This window comes from Mucilaginibacter sp. BGA-UO-ETr-C110, from assembly GCF_059567985.1.
Genome location: NZ_JCAQPB010000002.1, coordinates 1,735,416 through 1,751,758 on the forward strand (window position 1 = coordinate 1,735,416; position 16,343 = coordinate 1,751,758).

Consider the following 16,343-nt stretch of genomic DNA (forward strand, 5'->3'; position numbering starts at 1 on the left):
CCTATAGTATTACTCGATATTTTTATTTATAATTAACAAAATTGTTATTTACCTTTGTTAGTTTTATTTTAGAAAATGCTATCCAAAAAAACAAAATACGCAATTAAAGCATTGGTGATCCTGGGCAAGAACATGGATCAGCCGCCAATGCAAATTTCAAAGATCGCTGAGGCCGAACGTATCCCCAAGAAATTCCTGGAGCAAATACTGCTGGATCTGCGTAATGCCGGTTTCCTGTACAGTAAAAAAGGTGCAGGTGGCGGCTACAGCTTGAACCGCGACCCAAAAGATATCTACCTGGTGAGCATTATGCGTATCACCGATGGCCCTATTGCCATGGTACCCTGCGCCAGTCTTAACTTTTACCACAAATGCGACGAGTGTCACCAGGAAACTACCTGCGGCATCCGTGATGTGTTTGTTGACGTGCGCGATGCTACCTTAAAAATTCTGAGCGAGACCAGTATAGCCGATATCATCTCCCGCGAACAGACGCTTATCCATACTTAAAAAATCTCACCAAACTGTAAAAAGGTAACTTTTTTCAATTAAATTCTACCATTTCCCTATAGTATGTATATATTTGGGGAATGAATACCCTCAACAGGACTATTTACTACAAAAATCTGATGTGTTATTGCGTGAGAGACAATAAGGCCAGGCTATAATTTTTGTATTAACCATATACGCCTCTTTAGCCTAAGCCAAAGAGGCTTTTTTATAATTGATAAAACGATAAGATATGCAAAGCTTCAGAACGGAACTGGAGAACCCGATAGTTGAGAAAGATATTATTGATCTTGAAAAAAAGATCAGGGCTTTTCGTGAAGGCAAGATCCACGACGAAAAGTTCAGAAGCTTACGCCTGGCCCGTGGTATTTATGGCCAAAGGCAGCCGGGTGTTCAAATGGTGCGTATTAAACTACCGTTTGGTAAAGTTACTTTTAAACAATTGCTGCGTATTGCCGAAATATCTGACGAATACGGAAGCCGTAACCTGCACCTGACCACCCGTCAGGATATCCAGATCCATTATGTGAGCCTGGAACGTACGCCTGAGCTTTGGGCCAAGCTTGAACAGGATGATATTACCCTGCGCGAAGCCTGTGGCAATACCGTTAGAAACGTAACCGCTTCCCCTGCTTCGGGTATCGATCCGCAGGAGCCATTTGATGTTTCGCCGTATGCGCATGCTACATTTGAGTACTTCCTGCGTAACCCGGTATGTCAGGAAATGGGTCGTAAGTTCAAGATCTCTTTTTCATCGAGTGATGCTGATACTGCGTTTTCTTACATCCACGATATTGGCGTTATCCCGAAGCTGAAAAGCAACGGCGAGCGCGGCTTTAAGGTGCTTTTAGGCGGTGGCTTAGGCGCGCAACCCATATTGGCTAATATCGTAGAAGAGTTTTTACCTGAAGATCAACTGATCCCTTATATCGAGGCTGTTATCCGTGTGTTCGACCGTTATGGCGAACGCAATAACCGTAACAAGGCGCGTATGAAATACCTGATCCAGAAAATCGGATTGGAAGAAGTTTTACGCCTGGCAGAGATCGAAAGAACAGCCATCAAAGTAAAAAGCTATAAAATTGACCGTGATGCGGTTCCTCAACCGGCCCTTCCGGAAGAAACTGCTTTTGCCGAAGTAAGCATCAGCAATCCATTCCGGTATGAACAATGGTTGGCTACCAACGTATTTGAACAGAAGCAAAAAGGTTTTTATGGTGTATACATCAAAGTTCCCGTTGGTGATATCTCCTCAGATACCGCCCGCGAACTGGTGAAAGTTTTACAACCATTGGTTGCCGATGAGATCCGTGTTACACAGAACCAGGGCTTATTGTTGAAATTTGCCCGCAAAGAAGCATTACCTGCTTTATATGAAGGTTTGGCTAAATTGGAACTGGCCGCTCCGGGTTTTGATAGCGTGGCCGATGTTACCACCTGCCCTGGTACTGATACCTGTAACCTGGGTATCTCTAACAGCATGACCATGGCCCGCGTACTGGAAGACCTGATCTACAACGAATACGAAGATTTTATTTATAACCGCGATATCAAGATAAAAATAAGTGGTTGCATGAACTCCTGCGGTCAGCATGGGTTGGCGCATATTGGTTTTCATGGCAGCTCATTAAAGGCAGGTACCAAAGTATTGCCATCTGTACAGGTAATGCTGGGCGGTGGTACTGTTGGTGATGGCGTTGGCCGGGCTGCCGACAGGGTGATCAAGGTACCCTCAAAAAGGGCTACAGATGTTTTAAGAACCCTGCTTGATGATTATAAAACACTTTCGACAGAAGGTGAACTTTACAACGATTATTACGACAGACAAGGCAAAGACTATTTTTATCGCCTGCTAAAACCCCTTGCTGATTTGACCACCTTGACCGATGATGAGTTTGTTGACTGGGGACACCAGGAAACGTTTGTTACCGCTATTGGCGTTGGCGAATGCGCTGGTGTGATCATCGACCTGGTAGCTACCTTACTGTATGAGTCAGAAGAGAAACTGGGCTGGGCCAATCAATCGTTTCAGGCTGGTGCATGGTCTGATGCTATCTATCATTCCTATAATACATTGTTAAGCTCTGCAAAAGCATTATTGCTTGATAAAAGTGTGAACACCAGCACCCAGGCCGCGGTTATTCGCGAGTTTGATGCCAATTATGTAGAAAAAGGTGAATTTGATATAGAAGGCAGCTTTAACGACCTGGTTTTACAGATTAATCAGCATGAGCCTTCAGAAGAGTTTGCTACTGCTTACTTAGCTCAGGCCACTGCCTTTTTAGAAAAAAGTAAAGCAAAAAGAGAGGCTTTGGTACAATAATGAAAGTCGTTCAAATTATAGTAAACCATGACATTATTGCCCAAGGATAGCAGCATAGCTAAGGTTCAGAACCAGGATACCGGGGGCAATCAATTGTTTCCTGTATTTTTAAAGCTGAACGACTTGCATACCGTATTGGTAGGCGGAGGCAATGTGGGTTTGGAAAAACTAACCGCTATTTTAAACAATAGTCCACTGGCAAAAGTTACCGTAATATCCCGCGATTTTTTACCGGAGGTACACGAATTAGCTTCACAATATGAAGGTTTAACCGTTGTTCAAAAATCATTTGCTGACGAAGACCTGAATGATGCCGAAGTAGTGATCGCTGCCACTAACGACAGCGACCTGAACAAATATATCCGTCAGGCGGCCCATGATCGCAAACTGCTGATCAACGTGGCTGATAAACCCGAGCTTTGTGATTTTTACCTGGCATCCATTGTACAAAAAGGCGACCTGAAACTGGCGATATCCACCAACGGCAAGTCGCCAACCATAGCCAAACGCTTAAAGGAAGTGCTCAATGAAAGTATCCCCGACGAATTGGATACCACGCTGCAGCAAATGAGCGAACTCCGCAACACCCTCACCGGTGATTTTGCTGACAAGGTGAAAACCTTAAATAAAGTAACCTCGGTACTGGTAGAGCCTAAAATAACCGTTAATAAGAATTTTATCTGGCTGATATGGTCAACCATTATCATTTCCATAGCAGTTGTCATCTCTGCTTTATATTACCGGGAGCCACAGTTTAAGTTATTCGTAGAAGGTGTACCTCCGCAGTTCTATTACTTTTTAGGGGCAGGTTTCCTATTTGCCTTAATCGATGGGGCTATAGGCATGTCTTATGGTGTTACCTCTACTACGTTTTCATTGTCCATGGGTATCCCGCCGGCTTCGGCCAGTATGGGTGTCCACTTGTCAGAAATTATGAGTTGCGGTATTGCCGGCTGGATGCACTACCGCATGGGTAACATCAACTGGAAGCTATTTAAGCTCCTGGTGATACCCGGTATCATAGGTGCTGTTACAGGGGCTTATTTACTATCGTCATTAGAGCATTACAGCCAGTATACCAAGCCTGTAGTGTCTTTATATACATTGATACTTGGACTGGTGATCCTGTCAAAAGCATTCAATGTTAAGCGTAAAAAATCGGCCGATAAAGTAAAGCGTATTTCGCTGTTAGGCTTAGGTGGTGGTTTTATTGATGCGGTTGGCGGCGGCGGCTGGGGGTCTATCGTATTATCAACCTTGATAGCTGGCGGTCGTAGTCCGCGTTTTTCATTAGGTACTGTAAAATTATCCAGGTTCTTTGTAGCCATCATGGGCTCGTTAACCTTCATCAGCATGGTGAACAGCGATCATTGGCCAGCGGTAGCCGGTTTAATATTGGGCAGCGCACTGGCATCACCTATCGCCGCCCGCATCTCTAATAAAATATCAACAAAAACCATCATGGTTTCTGTGGGCATCATCGTGATACTGGTGAGTATCAAATCGATAGTTGCCTTTATTACAAAGGTTTTGTAACATGAGCAAAGTAGTTCAACATATTAAGGATATTACCGCGGGTTTGGCGCCTGCGGAAGCCCTGGCTAGGCTGGCAGAGCTGTTTCCAGGTGAAATTGTATTTTCCACCAGCTTTGGTTGGGAAGATCAGGCCATCAGCCACATGATATTTGCCAATAACTTGCCCATCAAAGTTTTTACTTTGGAGACTGGCCGCCTTTTCCGTGAAACTTACTCAGTATGGAGCAGTACTATGGACAGGTATAAACAACCTATCCACGCCTATTACCCCGATCGCGACCTGCTGGAAGAAATGGTGAACAAAAAAGGCCCTAACAGCTTTTATGAGTCGGTAGAGAACCGTAAGGAATGCTGCGGCATCCGTAAAATAGAACCATTGAAACGCGCGCTCAAAGGCAATAAACTTTGGATCACCGGTATCCGTGCCGATCAATCTGCCAATCGCCATGATATGGAAAACGTAGAATGGGACGAGCAAAACCTATTGGCCAAGTTCCACCCTATTTTTGACTGGACACTGGACGACGTAAAAGCCTACATCAAACAATACAACATCCCGTATAACTCCCTGCACGATAAAGGTTTCCCGAGCATTGGCTGCATGCCCTGCACACGTGCCGTTGCCGAAGGTGAAGATTTCCGCGCCGGTCGCTGGTGGTGGGAAGATCAATCCAAAAAAGAATGCGGATTGCATGAAGTAAAACAGCATTAATAAAAAAGCTAACCATTTCCGGTTAGCTTTTTTACTTAATGCTCCTCCCACGCGTCATTGCGAGGCACGAAGCAATCTCTACATAAGCAGAACAACGGATGCAAACCGACTCTGTATAGCATAGAGATTGCTTCGTTCCTCGCAATGACGTGATTTTCTTGTCATTTCGAACGAGGAACGAGGAGAAATATTCTTCGCCATGCAATTGAGCTTTGTAAGCAGCAGAAGATTTCTCACTATGGCTCGAAATGACAACAGGTGGGAATCTATACCCCACAAAAAAAGCGGATGAACATTGCTGCCCACCCGCCTTAAAAACTATATAAAACGTATTAAAAAATTGCTTATTTAGGTTGCTGACCGCTTAGCAAACCATCCAGGGTAACGGATACATAGTACAGGCCGCCAATGGTTGGGCCACCTGCATACTGGATGTAGCGTTTGTTAAAAATATCGGTCGCACCCAATTTAAAGGTAGCATAGTATACCGGTAGGCGGTAAGTAACCTGCGCATCGAAAGTACCGATAGCAGGCACAGTTCCGGTAACCAGCGGACTCTCCCACAGGAATGATTCCTGCCATTTGTAAACTACGTTGAAACCGAAGTTTTTAACCACCTCACGGTTACCGAATGATACGTTGCCCGACCATTCTGGTGTATTAAAGCCGGTTACAAAAATATCAGAGGCCGATTGGGCTTTCAGCTTGTTAAAGCTTACGTTACCCGATATAGTGTATCTTTTATAAAAGTTGTAAGTGATGCCTGCTGATGAGCCATAGTTGTTGTAGATGTTCTTGGCGTTGGTGTACACGCGGTATCTGCTCTGGCCCTGGCTGGCCGCATTGGTTGCAGTTGCGGTAGTTGGATCGCGGTTAATGTCCAGCATAGACAATACGGCTGCGTCTGTGCCCACTGTGGTTCCATTGGGTACAAACACCTGCACCTGACCCAAAAAGCCGTTATAGCGATTGGTATAGGCATCTATGTCGATAAATACTTTGTTATCCGCAACAATACCTTTGTAACCAACTTCGTACGACGTGATCTGCTCGGGACGGGCAGGTGGCAGATCGGCCACTTTCAACAGGTTCTTGTTGGCCAAAGCGTTGGCATCCGTGCTACCGCCCGGTGCCGCGTTTACAGCTGCATTAAAGTTCGTAACCGATGACTGGGTATAGCTGTTACCTAAGTAACCTAAACCATCATTAATAAAAGGTAAGCTGCCTACACGTTTCACACGACCATTGTTTACATAAGACAATGCCTCAAACAATGACGGGAAACGATAACCGTTCTGGAACGTGAACCTGAAGTTATGGTTCTCATTCACCGTATAAACCGCGGCTAAACGAGGGGTAAATTTCGGATCGAAATAAGGATTGTAATCCCAACGGATAGATCCGAATAATTTCAGCTTTTCGTCGAAAAAGGTTTTGGTTATCTGGGTAAAGGCGCCATATTTTTTGTAGATCACGTTTTTACCAAATGAACCATCGGCCAAAGGTGTGTTACGATCGGCAATAGAGCGACTAAAATCAACAAAGTTATTTCCATCAGGAATGATAGAATATACACGTACATCAGCGCCAACCAACAGGTCAACCACTTTTACATGGTTAGTGAGGTCCCATTGTGCCTCGGCATTATACATATGGCTTTTTTGTACCAATGCGGCACCACCTGTTGCAGGTGCATTCGGGATCAGGCTCGATTTGATATCCCAATTATTGATACCGATAATGGTTTTACGCAGATCATTAAAGGCTTGCGTGCCGGGCTCTACCCTGCCCTTATCGGCAGCAGCTCTTGCAAACTGCTCTGCAGCGGCCAGGTTAGCCGATGTTAAAGCACCGCCGGCGTATGATTTAAGGGCGTTTCCGTATAAAGTGGCCCATGCCGAGTTACTGGCGTGGTTCAGATCCAGGTTATCAGCCAGAGGTTTTACGTTGAATGAATTACCGGTATTCTCAATCGATTCATAAGCACGAACTAAGAATTCCTTGCCTTTTAACTCCACTTTATGGTTCTGTACGGTAGCGCCATCCAACGAGATCTTGTTACCGCGTTGAAAAACGCCATCCATACGACCATAGCGGTAAGTATATGACAATATAGTATTCGGTGTTATTTTGTAGGATAAAGTACCATCCAGTTTCAGGTTGGTTACATGCGGATCAACCAGGTCAACCTCATTATAACCGGTACGGGCCACGGTAAGGTTCGGACGGGCAACACCATTAACCGAGATGCCTTTTATTACTACAGTATTACTACCGGCAAGCGCGTCATCGCCATATTTGTTCCAGCCGTCATAAGCCGCGTTGCTGATGCCTGTCAGTTCGGGATAAGCCGGATTGGCTGTTTTCAGGTTGCCAGGGTTTTGATCTTTTTGGGTGTTTGACTGCCAGTCGATACCCTGCAAATAACTAAAGTTTACTTTGAAAGCGAATTTGTCGTTAAACGCTTTAGCATATCTGAAAGCATCTTCGGTCAATGAACTCGCGCCCAAAGCATCGTTACCTACGTGATTTAAAGCCTGGCGATGGTAGAAACTCAAGCCCTGATATTTGAATGGATCTTTAGTAAAGAGGTTGGATAAACCGTTGATAGCGTTAGTGCCATACAAAGCGGCAGCCGCACCAGGCGTGATCTCAATGCTGGCGATATCCAGCTCGGTTGGGCCAATAGCATTACCCAGCGGTACACCTAAAGTGGCCGATTGCATGTCAACCCCATCAACCAGTTGCATAAACCTGAAGTTATTCGGGCTGTTGAAACCACGGGTATTAGGCACTTTAAGGGTGATACTGGTGGTGGTCATCTGTACGCCTTTAACATTCTCCAGCGCGTCATAAAAACTGGGGCCAGGCGATTGTTTCAGCGCGTTGATACTCAGTTTCTCGATAGCAACCGGAGATCGCAACAGTTTCTCTTCCTTACGGGAAGCGGTAACCACTACCTCGTTGATCAGTAATGATTGCGAAGTAAGCTGAATGTTTAAAGCGCTGTTGGCGTTTTTAATATAAAACTCCTGTGGCTGAAAACCTACCGCAGTAAAGATCAGCGTATAAGGTAATTTAGCACTGGTGGTTAAGGAAAATTTACCGGTACTATCTGTAGCCGTTTTATTAGTAGTACCTTTTATGCTAACGGTGGTGCCCACTAAGGGCTGGCCATGCTCGTCGCCAACTTGTCCGCTTAAAATATAGGAACCGTTCAATTGTGCATAACTGATGGCCGGTGCAAGCAAAAGAAAAAGTACAATAAGTTTTAAAGAATTTGTAAAAATTTTCATGTAGTAAGGTTGGTGGTGGAATTTGAACTTGGGTTGATTAATGTTTTGATAGATGTAGGGGGCAAAAGCATCAACAACATGCAGCGGAGCACTGCATTTTTATTAGGGGCATTATAGTAATTTTATAATAATGATACATTGTCTATAGAATTAGTCGACAAAAATATAAAAAAAAAGTGTTTACCAAATTTTTTTTGATTTTAATTTTTTGGGCCGCTTTATCGGGTCTCCTGATTATTTATTTATTAATACTTTTTAAACCTTTTAAAACCCTTCAGAAATTTGTTAAAAAGTGTTAAAATGGCTTTAAAATTTAGTTAAAGCGCATCGCTAATGAGTGTTTTGCCGCTGTTTTTTGTTAAAAAGTGTTAAAATTTAGGGTTTAAAAAGTTTTCTTCCAACGGTTTGTTAAGTCATTCGATCAGCAACAGGGCTAATATCCCTCCTATCCTTTTGGCAATATTCATCTGGATACGTAGTGAATAAAAAAAGTATATAAATAATAATTTTAGTAAGTTTTTTTGATTAAAACAATTAAATTTAAATTAAAAAAGGTTACTTATTTAAATATTCATGCACAAAGCAATATCAATAACCTGATTATTGTCACTTTTTGAGTAAAGTGTACGTTTTTTGATTTATTTATGTCTATTTTAACTTAAAAATATACTTAAATCAATCAAAATTAACTATTTTTGGATCAAAATATCAACAGCAGGAAATGGCCTTCAACTATCAGCGCATCATTATCAAAATAGGCTCTAACGTTTTTACCCAGGAAAATGGTTTACCCAACCTGCAACGGATAGAACACCTGGTTGAGCAGATAGCGGCGATCAAAAAACAGGGCAAGGAAGTGATCCTGGTATCATCGGGGGCGGTAGCTTCCGGTCGTAGCCTCATTACCATTTCCGAAAAATACGATGCCATTGCAGCAAGGCAGTTATTGGCTTCTATAGGGCAGGTAAAGCTGATCAATACTTATTCCAGTCTTTTTGAGCGTTTTGATATCCTTTGCTCGCAGGTACTGGTCACCAAAGAAGATTTCAGAGACAGGATGCACTACCTGAACATGAAAAACTGCCTGGAACTGTTATTACAGCACCAGGTGATACCCGTTGTGAATGAAAATGACGTGGTATCAGTAACCGAGCTCATGTTTACGGACAATGACGAGCTTGCCGGCCTCATCGCTTCTATGCTGAATGCTGAGGCGCTTATCGTACTAACCAATGTTGATGGTATATATAATGGCAATCCAAGCGCACCGGGATCGGCTGTAATTGAAGAAGTTAATGGTTCTGTGGTTGATTTCGCCGAGTTTGTTACCTCGGGCCGGTCGCAATTTGGCCGTGGTGGCATGATCACTAAATCAACCATGTCGCAAAAAACTGCCCAATTAGGCATAGCCGTACATATAGCTAATGGGACACGGGAAAATATATTGACCGATGTGCTGGAAAACAAAGTGATACATACCCGTTTTATCCCTACTAAAAAAGCATCCGGCAAAAAGAAATGGATAGCCCATTCAGAAAAATCGGCTACTGGTGTTGTACAGGTTAATGAGGGCGCCAGGACTGCTTTAGTATCCAGTAAAGCTACCAGTTTATTGCCGGTAGGTATTGTTAAAGTAGTAAGCGACTTTAAAAAGGGCGATATTATAAAACTGATTGACGAAAAAAATAAACAAGTGGGCTTAGGTATAGCAGAATATGGGGCAGATAAAGCCAGGGAGCGTGTTGGACAGAAAAACCAAAAGCCACTGGTGCATTATGATTATCTTTATTTACAGGGTTAACAGCAATGGAATACGATAACTACTTTAAAAACGCGCTTATTGCCGGCAGAAAACCTACGCTTGCCCCTGCCCTCATCAACCAGGTATTGCAGGATGTAGCAGCCGAAGCCATTGCTCAAACCGCTTATCTGCTGGCCGAGAATCAGAAAGATCTTGACCGTATGGATAGCACCGACCCCAAATATGACAGGCTGAAACTTACCGCCGCCCGTATTGAAGCCATAGCTGGTGATATGGTGAATGTGGCCCTTTTAGATAGTCCGCTGGGTAAACAGCTTTCCAAAACCAATATGCCCAATGGCTTATCCATTACAAAGGTCAGAGTTCCCCTGGGGGTTGTAGGGGTTATTTATGAAGCCAGACCCAATGTTACGTTTGATGTATTTGCCCTTTGTTTTAAAACCGGCAATATCAGCATTTTAAAGGGTGGCAGCGATGCTGATTTCTCTAACCGGGCCATTATCTCGGTTATTCATAAAATATTGCGCAAACACCAGTTAGATACCGATATTGTGACTTTACTGCCTGCTGATCGTGAAGCCACCGCGGCCTTGTTAAATGCCGTTGGCTTTGTAGATGTGCTGATACCAAGAGGGAGCCAGTCGTTGATCAATTTTGTTAGGGACAACAGCAAAGTACCTGTAATTGAAACCGGGGCTGGTATTGTTCATACTTATTTTGATGAGTCGGGCGACCTGGAAAAAGGCGCGCAAATTATAGCTAATGCCAAAACACGCCGGGTAAGCGTATGTAACGCGCTCGATTGTTTAATTATCCACTCATCGCGCATTCCTGATCTGCCGAGGCTTACCCATATACTCAAGCAAAAACAGGTAGAGTTATTTGCAGATGAAACCGCTTATGTAGCGTTAAAGGGCAATTACCCCGACGATCTGCTGCATAAGGCAACACCAGAGCACTTCGGTACCGAATTTTTATCCATGAAAATGGCCATTAAAACGGTGGATGATTTTAAGCAGGCGCTTGAACATATTGCCGTGAATGGTTCAAAGCACAGTGAGGCCATTATTAGTGAAGATGCAGAACATATAGCTACATTTTTAAATGATGTAGATGCAGCCGCGGTTTATGCCAATGTTTCAACCGCATTTACCGATGGCGCCCAATTTGGTCTTGGTGCCGAAATAGGTATCAGCACACAAAAACTCCACGCCCGTGGCCCTATGGGGCTTGAAGAATTAACCAGTTATAAATGGTTGGTCAAAGGCGATGGTCAAACCCGCAATCCATAATTATAAACCTAAACCCTATACCTTGTTGCAAAAAAAAGGTGCTTGAAAAAGCACCTTAAATTTTTCCTCACTGTTCGGTCTGTGTAGTTATTTAATCAGGTAATTTGCTATGGCAACAAAACAAATAATCACTAAAATCACTCCTTGCAGTTTTTGCTCTAATGTTAACTGGCTTATCATTTTAAATTAATTAGGGTATAGCAAATTTAAAATGTAAACTCGATGTCACAAGAGCACTATGCACTTTTGCATTTTTTTTAACAAAAAACTTACATACTTTTTACAATGGTCAGCTGTACATTTATTCGTTAAAATAATCGCAAAAAAATGCTCGCCCTGTTATAATTTGTGTAGAGACTACACACCACTAAAGTGTTAAATTTTATGCTTTATGATTAATTAAAATGCGTTTTTTTAGATTGTTTTTCGAATTGTGCATTTTTTTGCTTTTAAAACTTATAGGAATATGTACAGTAAGTTATCAATCATTAAGCTGCAATATTCTGTGTATTACACCTGATCAATGCTATATATATAATGTATAAAAACTTTATATAATACACTTAATATATTGATTATCAATTTATATTAACTAATAATTAACCCAGATGTGTTTTTTAAATTTCTCCATTTTACCCTCGGCTGACCCAATAATGTACCAACATCAGGATCAAAAAGGTATCTTTGCAAAATTATGAGTAAGCATGGCAGGATCTTAGTGGCAATGAGTGGTGGGGTTGATAGTTCGGTAGCAGCAGTAATGTTGCATGAGCAGGGCTATGAAGTTATAGGGCTTACGATGAAAACCTGGGACTATGCCGCATCGGGAGGTAGTTCAAAAGAAACAGGTTGCTGCAGTCTGGATAGTATCAATGACGCCCGTGCTTTAGCGGTAGGTTATGGTTTCCCTCATTATATATTAGATATCAGGAGTGAGTTTGGTGATTTTGTGATCGATAATTTTGTTGATGAGTATCTGGCCGGCCGTACCCCTAACCCATGTGTGTTATGCAACACCCATATTAAATGGGATGCCCTTTTAAAACGTGCAGATAAACTCGATTGCGAATTTATTGCTACAGGACATTATGCCAATATTCGTTTACAGGATAATGGTCGTTATGTAATATCAAAAGGAAAAGACGAGAACAAAGATCAGTCGTATGTACTGTGGGGGGTATCTCAACAGAACCTTGCACGTACAAAATTCCCCTTAGGTAGTTTCTCTAAACCCGAAATCAGGCAAATGGCTATGGATATGGGTCAGATGGAACTTGCCGGTAAAAGCGAAAGCTATGAGATCTGTTTTGTTCCTGATAACGACTATAGAGCCTTTTTAAGGCACAAAGTTGAAGATCTGGATGACCGTATAGGTCCGGGTAACTTTACGCTTACCAACGGCACCGTAGTGGGCAAACACCAGGGATATCCATTTTATACCATAGGTCAGCGTAAGGGTTTAGGTATAGCATTGGGCCACCCTATGTTTGTTACAGCTATAGATCCGCAAACCAATACCGTTGTTTTAGGTACTGCAGATGAACTGGAACGCAAACAAGCCTGGGTTAAAAACCTTAACCTGGTTAAATATGCCAATATTAACGAGCCTTTAGAAGCTATTACTAAAATACGCTACAAAGATGCCGGTACACAAAGCAGCATTGTGCAAATGGGCGAACACATGAAAGTTGATTTCCATCATAATGTATCGGGCATTGCCCCAGGCCAGTCTGCTGTATTTTATGAAGGTAATGACCTTCTGGGTGGCGGTTTCCTGATGTAGGCATCCCCTACTGCGTGCTAAAGCCAGGCTGTTGGCCTGCAATTTTATTTATCAAAACGTCGTAAAACCCCGCTTTAATAATAATCCCGCATTCCAACTATTTACCTGTTTAGCCGTAAAAGCTTCCATGCTTTTCCGAAAACAAATTTGCGTTTCACTTTCTTTATGTTTTATTTGCAAAAAAATAACTGCTTAAATGGCCAAAAACCTACTCATAGTTGAATCTCCGGCGAAAGCCAAAACCATCGAAGGATATCTTGGGAAAGACTTTACGGTTAAATCAAGTTACGGCCATATCCGTGACCTGGTAAAATCTGAAGATGCGATTGACATAGCTAATAATTTCACCCAGAAATATGAAGTACCGGCCGATAAAAAGCAAGTTGTCAGTGAATTAAAGAAATTAGCTAAAGAAGCCGAAATGGTTTGGCTCGCATCGGACGAGGACCGCGAGGGAGAAGCCATATCCTGGCATTTATTTGAAACACTGGGTTTAAAAGATGCCACCACCAAGCGCATTGTTTTTCATGAAATAACCAAACCCGCCATTTTAAAGGCGATTGATACACCGCGTAAAATTGACTATAACCTGGTTAATGCCCAACAAGCCCGCCGTGTATTGGACAGATTAGTAGGTTTTGAGCTCTCTCCTGTTTTATGGAAAAAGGTAAAGCCATCTTTATCTGCCGGCCGCGTACAATCAGTAGCCGTAAGGCTCATCGTTGATCGTGAGCGGGAGATCAATAAGTTTAAATCAGAAGCTGCTTTTAAGATAGTAGCCATATTTGGCAAGGGTAAAGAAGCGTTCAAAGCGGAGCTTCCTGAGCGTTTTAGCCAACAGGAAGACGCAGAAAAGTTCCTAACCGATTGTATGGGTGCCGATTTCGATATCCGTTCATTGGAAACAAAACCGGCAAAACGTTCACCCGCGGCGCCGTTTACAACATCTACGCTACAACAGGAAGCCAGCAGGAAACTAGGTTACTCTGTGGCCCGTACTATGCAGGTTGCGCAGAAGCTATACGAATCGGGTAATATTACCTATATGCGTACCGACTCGGTTAACTTGTCAGAAACCGCTTTGAATGCCGCACAACAAGAGATCATATCAGCCTACGGCGAAAAATATCATCATCACCGTAAATACAAGACCAAAAATGCCAGCGCGCAGGAAGCGCATGAGGCAATAAGGCCAACTTATTTTAATAACCATACCATTGATGGCGATTCGTCAGAAAAACGTCTGTATGAGTTGATCTGGAAACGCGCTATCGCTTCACAGATGAGTGAAGCGCAGTTTGAAAAAACAACCGCCAAGATCAGCATCTCCAGCCGTAAAGAAGAACTGACAGCCAATGGTGAAGTAATGAAGTTTGACGGTTTCCTGAAAGTTTACCTGGAATCGGCCGATGATGATGAAGAAGATACACAACAGGATGGCGAAAATACTATGCTGCCTCCTTTAACTAAGGGTCAGCGCCTGGCTTTACAGGAAATGTCGGCAACCGAACGTTTCTCTCGTCCGCCTGCACGTTATACGGAGGCCAGTTTGGTTAAAAAACTGGAAGAGTTAGGCATCGGCCGTCCTTCAACCTACGCCCCTACCATTTCAACCATCCAAAACCGGGGTTATGTGGTGAAGGAAGAGCGTGAAGGAAAAATACGAAATTTCAGAGTATTGACCCTAAAAGCTGATGCTATTGTTAAGGAAAACAAAACCGAAAACACTGGCGCTGAACGGGGTAAACTATTCCCTACGGATATTGGCGCGGTAGTTAACGATTTCCTGGTACAGTATTTTAATGATATTGTTGATTTTAACTTTACCGCAAGCGTTGAAAAGCAATTTGACGAAATAGCACAAGGCTTAAAAGAATGGACAGCCATGCTCCATGATTTTTACAACCCTTTTCATAAAGAAGTTCAAAGCACCATTGAGACTGCCGATAAAGCCACCGGTGAACGCGAATTAGGCGTACATCCGGAAAATGGCAAAAAAATATCGGTACGTATTGGCCGTTATGGCCCATTTGTGCAGGTTGGTGACAGCGCTACGGAAGAAAACGAAGAAAAACCGCTTTACGCGAGTTTAAGAAATGGCCAGAGTATAGAAACTATCAGCATTGAAGAAGCTTTGGAGTTATTTAAATTACCCAAAGTTGTTGGTGAGTACGAAGGTAAAGTTATGAAGGTGGCTATTGGCCGTTTCGGACCTTATATCAGTCATAACAGCGCGTTTGTTTCCTTGCCTAAGGAAATTGATCCGCTGGATGTTACCGAAGAACAGGCGATCGAGCTGATCAATGCTAAACGTAAAAAAGATGCTGAAAAGCTGATCAAATCATTTGATGAAGATCCTGACGTTAAAGTGCTCAATGGTCGTTGGGGAGCTTATATTGAATTTGGTAAGCTAAATGTGAAGATCCCTAAGGATAAAGACCCGTTGACGCTTACTTATGAAGAATGCAAGGCCCTGGCTGACGCTATGCCAAAAGATGCTAAAAAAGGACGGTTTGGTAAAGCAGCCTCGGCAAAACCGGCGGCTAAAGCGCCGGCAAAGAAAAAAGCTGCGGTAAAAAAGAAATAATTTAGTGGTGCGTGGTAAGTTTTGAGTGAAATACGACCCAAAACTTATCATGCAAAACCCCGACTACTATGATAAAAGACCTTCCCGAAAATAACGTACAGGATATTGCAGTAGCAGTTGCATTGGAAAGTGAGAATATCGAAAGCAAAGTATGGTATGTATATCTCATCAACCTCAAGAATCAACCTATTGAAAATGTGTTGGTCACATCCAAAGGTTATGGTGAAAAAGACGGTGTACAGGTAAAAACATCAACTCTGCGCCATATGTTTCCGGAAGTACCCGGGCAGGCATTTAAGCTTATTGAACCTATTGATGAGCAAACATTCGGTCTTAATAACGAATATTGGCTCAGCTACTATATAGGCAAGAACATCTACGATAAAAAATTCATTTTTTTACCCGAAAGCATCGTTGAAATGAATTTTATCAAGCTTCCCGTTTTAAATAAACCCGGGGTTATGATATTATAATCCCCATAAAATAAGTTTTCCGTTTAATTATTTATTCTCATAAATTTTATAATTTACATGACCATAAAT

General features: G+C 42.7%; 10 protein-coding genes. 9 read left to right on the forward strand and 1 reads right to left on the reverse strand.

Annotation, left to right across the window (positions count from 1 at the left end; all coding sequences use genetic code 11):
* Positions 1 to 75 precede the first annotated feature (75 nt).
* The 4 genes from AC57BQ_RS08385 to AC57BQ_RS08400 all read left to right on the forward strand — a co-directional run bounded on the left by AC57BQ_RS08385 (position 76) and on the right by AC57BQ_RS08400 (position 5,081).
* Positions 76 to 510 (forward strand): RrF2 family transcriptional regulator, encoded by a 435-nt coding sequence (locus AC57BQ_RS08385; protein ID WP_090467769.1) that lies wholly within the window; start codon positions 76 to 78, stop codon positions 508 to 510.
* A gap of 232 nt (positions 511 to 742) precedes the next feature.
* Positions 743 to 2,833: a ferredoxin-like domain-containing protein gene (locus AC57BQ_RS08390; RefSeq protein ID WP_496405838.1), complete on the forward strand. Its 2,091-nt coding sequence runs from the start codon at positions 743 to 745 to the stop codon at positions 2,831 to 2,833.
* 27 nt (positions 2,834 to 2,860) lie between these two features.
* Positions 2,861 to 4,369: a TSUP family transporter gene (locus AC57BQ_RS08395; RefSeq protein WP_496405839.1), complete on the forward strand. Its 1,509-nt coding sequence runs from the start codon at positions 2,861 to 2,863 to the stop codon at positions 4,367 to 4,369.
* 1 nt (position 4,370) lies between these two features.
* The gene (locus AC57BQ_RS08400) at positions 4,371 to 5,081 is read left to right on the forward strand and encodes a phosphoadenylyl-sulfate reductase (RefSeq protein ID WP_496405840.1); all 711 of its coding nucleotides are present in this window, start codon (positions 4,371 to 4,373) and stop codon (positions 5,079 to 5,081) included.
* Positions 5,082 to 5,425: 344 nt separating this feature from the next.
* Here AC57BQ_RS08400 and AC57BQ_RS08405 read toward each other — a convergent pair whose 3' ends face one another.
* Entirely contained in the window at positions 5,426 to 8,377 is a 2,952-nt protein-coding gene (locus AC57BQ_RS08405; protein ID WP_496405841.1) for a TonB-dependent receptor, read from the reverse strand.
* Positions 8,378 to 9,098: 721 nt separating this feature from the next.
* Between AC57BQ_RS08405 and proB the strand changes: the two genes are divergently transcribed.
* From proB to AC57BQ_RS08430, 5 genes are all read left to right on the forward strand, one after another.
* Positions 9,099 to 10,178: a glutamate 5-kinase gene (gene proB / locus AC57BQ_RS08410; RefSeq protein WP_090467781.1), complete on the forward strand. Its 1,080-nt coding sequence runs from the start codon at positions 9,099 to 9,101 to the stop codon at positions 10,176 to 10,178.
* A 5-nt stretch (positions 10,179 to 10,183) separates the two neighbouring features.
* Entirely contained in the window at positions 10,184 to 11,431 is a 1,248-nt protein-coding gene (locus AC57BQ_RS08415; RefSeq protein WP_496405842.1) for a glutamate-5-semialdehyde dehydrogenase, read from the forward strand.
* Positions 11,432 to 12,125: 694 nt separating this feature from the next.
* Positions 12,126 to 13,214, forward strand: a complete 1,089-nt coding sequence (gene mnmA / locus AC57BQ_RS08420; RefSeq protein ID WP_496405843.1) for a tRNA 2-thiouridine(34) synthase MnmA — start codon at positions 12,126 to 12,128, stop codon at positions 13,212 to 13,214.
* A gap of 196 nt (positions 13,215 to 13,410) precedes the next feature.
* The gene (topA, locus tag AC57BQ_RS08425; RefSeq protein WP_496405844.1) at positions 13,411 to 15,801 is read left to right on the forward strand and encodes a type I DNA topoisomerase; all 2,391 of its coding nucleotides are present in this window, start codon (positions 13,411 to 13,413) and stop codon (positions 15,799 to 15,801) included.
* A 68-nt stretch (positions 15,802 to 15,869) separates the two neighbouring features.
* A complete protein-coding gene (locus AC57BQ_RS08430) occupies positions 15,870 to 16,274 on the forward strand; it encodes a hypothetical protein (protein ID WP_496405845.1) in 405 nt (134 codons plus the stop codon).
* Positions 16,275 to 16,343 lie beyond the last annotated feature (69 nt).

Excerpts from the sequence above, each read along its gene's own strand:
- AC57BQ_RS08385 (WP_090467769.1), top strand. The coding sequence starts at position 76 with ATGCTATCCAAAAAAACAAAATACGCAATTAAAGCATTGGTGATCCTG.
- AC57BQ_RS08390 (WP_496405838.1), top strand. The coding sequence starts at position 743 with ATGCAAAGCTTCAGAACGGAACTGGAGAACCCGATAGTTGAGAAAGAT.
- AC57BQ_RS08395 (WP_496405839.1), top strand. The coding sequence starts at position 2,861 with ATGACATTATTGCCCAAGGATAGCAGCATAGCTAAGGTTCAGAACCAG.
- AC57BQ_RS08400 (WP_496405840.1), top strand. The coding sequence starts at position 4,371 with ATGAGCAAAGTAGTTCAACATATTAAGGATATTACCGCGGGTTTGGCG.
- AC57BQ_RS08405 (WP_496405841.1), bottom strand. The coding sequence starts at position 8,377 with ATGAAAATTTTTACAAATTCTTTAAAACTTATTGTACTTTTTCTTTTG.
- proB (WP_090467781.1), top strand. The coding sequence starts at position 9,099 with ATGGCCTTCAACTATCAGCGCATCATTATCAAAATAGGCTCTAACGTT.
- AC57BQ_RS08415 (WP_496405842.1), top strand. The coding sequence starts at position 10,184 with ATGGAATACGATAACTACTTTAAAAACGCGCTTATTGCCGGCAGAAAA.
- mnmA (WP_496405843.1), top strand. The coding sequence starts at position 12,126 with ATGAGTAAGCATGGCAGGATCTTAGTGGCAATGAGTGGTGGGGTTGAT.
- topA (WP_496405844.1), top strand. The coding sequence starts at position 13,411 with ATGGCCAAAAACCTACTCATAGTTGAATCTCCGGCGAAAGCCAAAACC.
- AC57BQ_RS08430 (WP_496405845.1), top strand. The coding sequence starts at position 15,870 with ATGATAAAAGACCTTCCCGAAAATAACGTACAGGATATTGCAGTAGCA.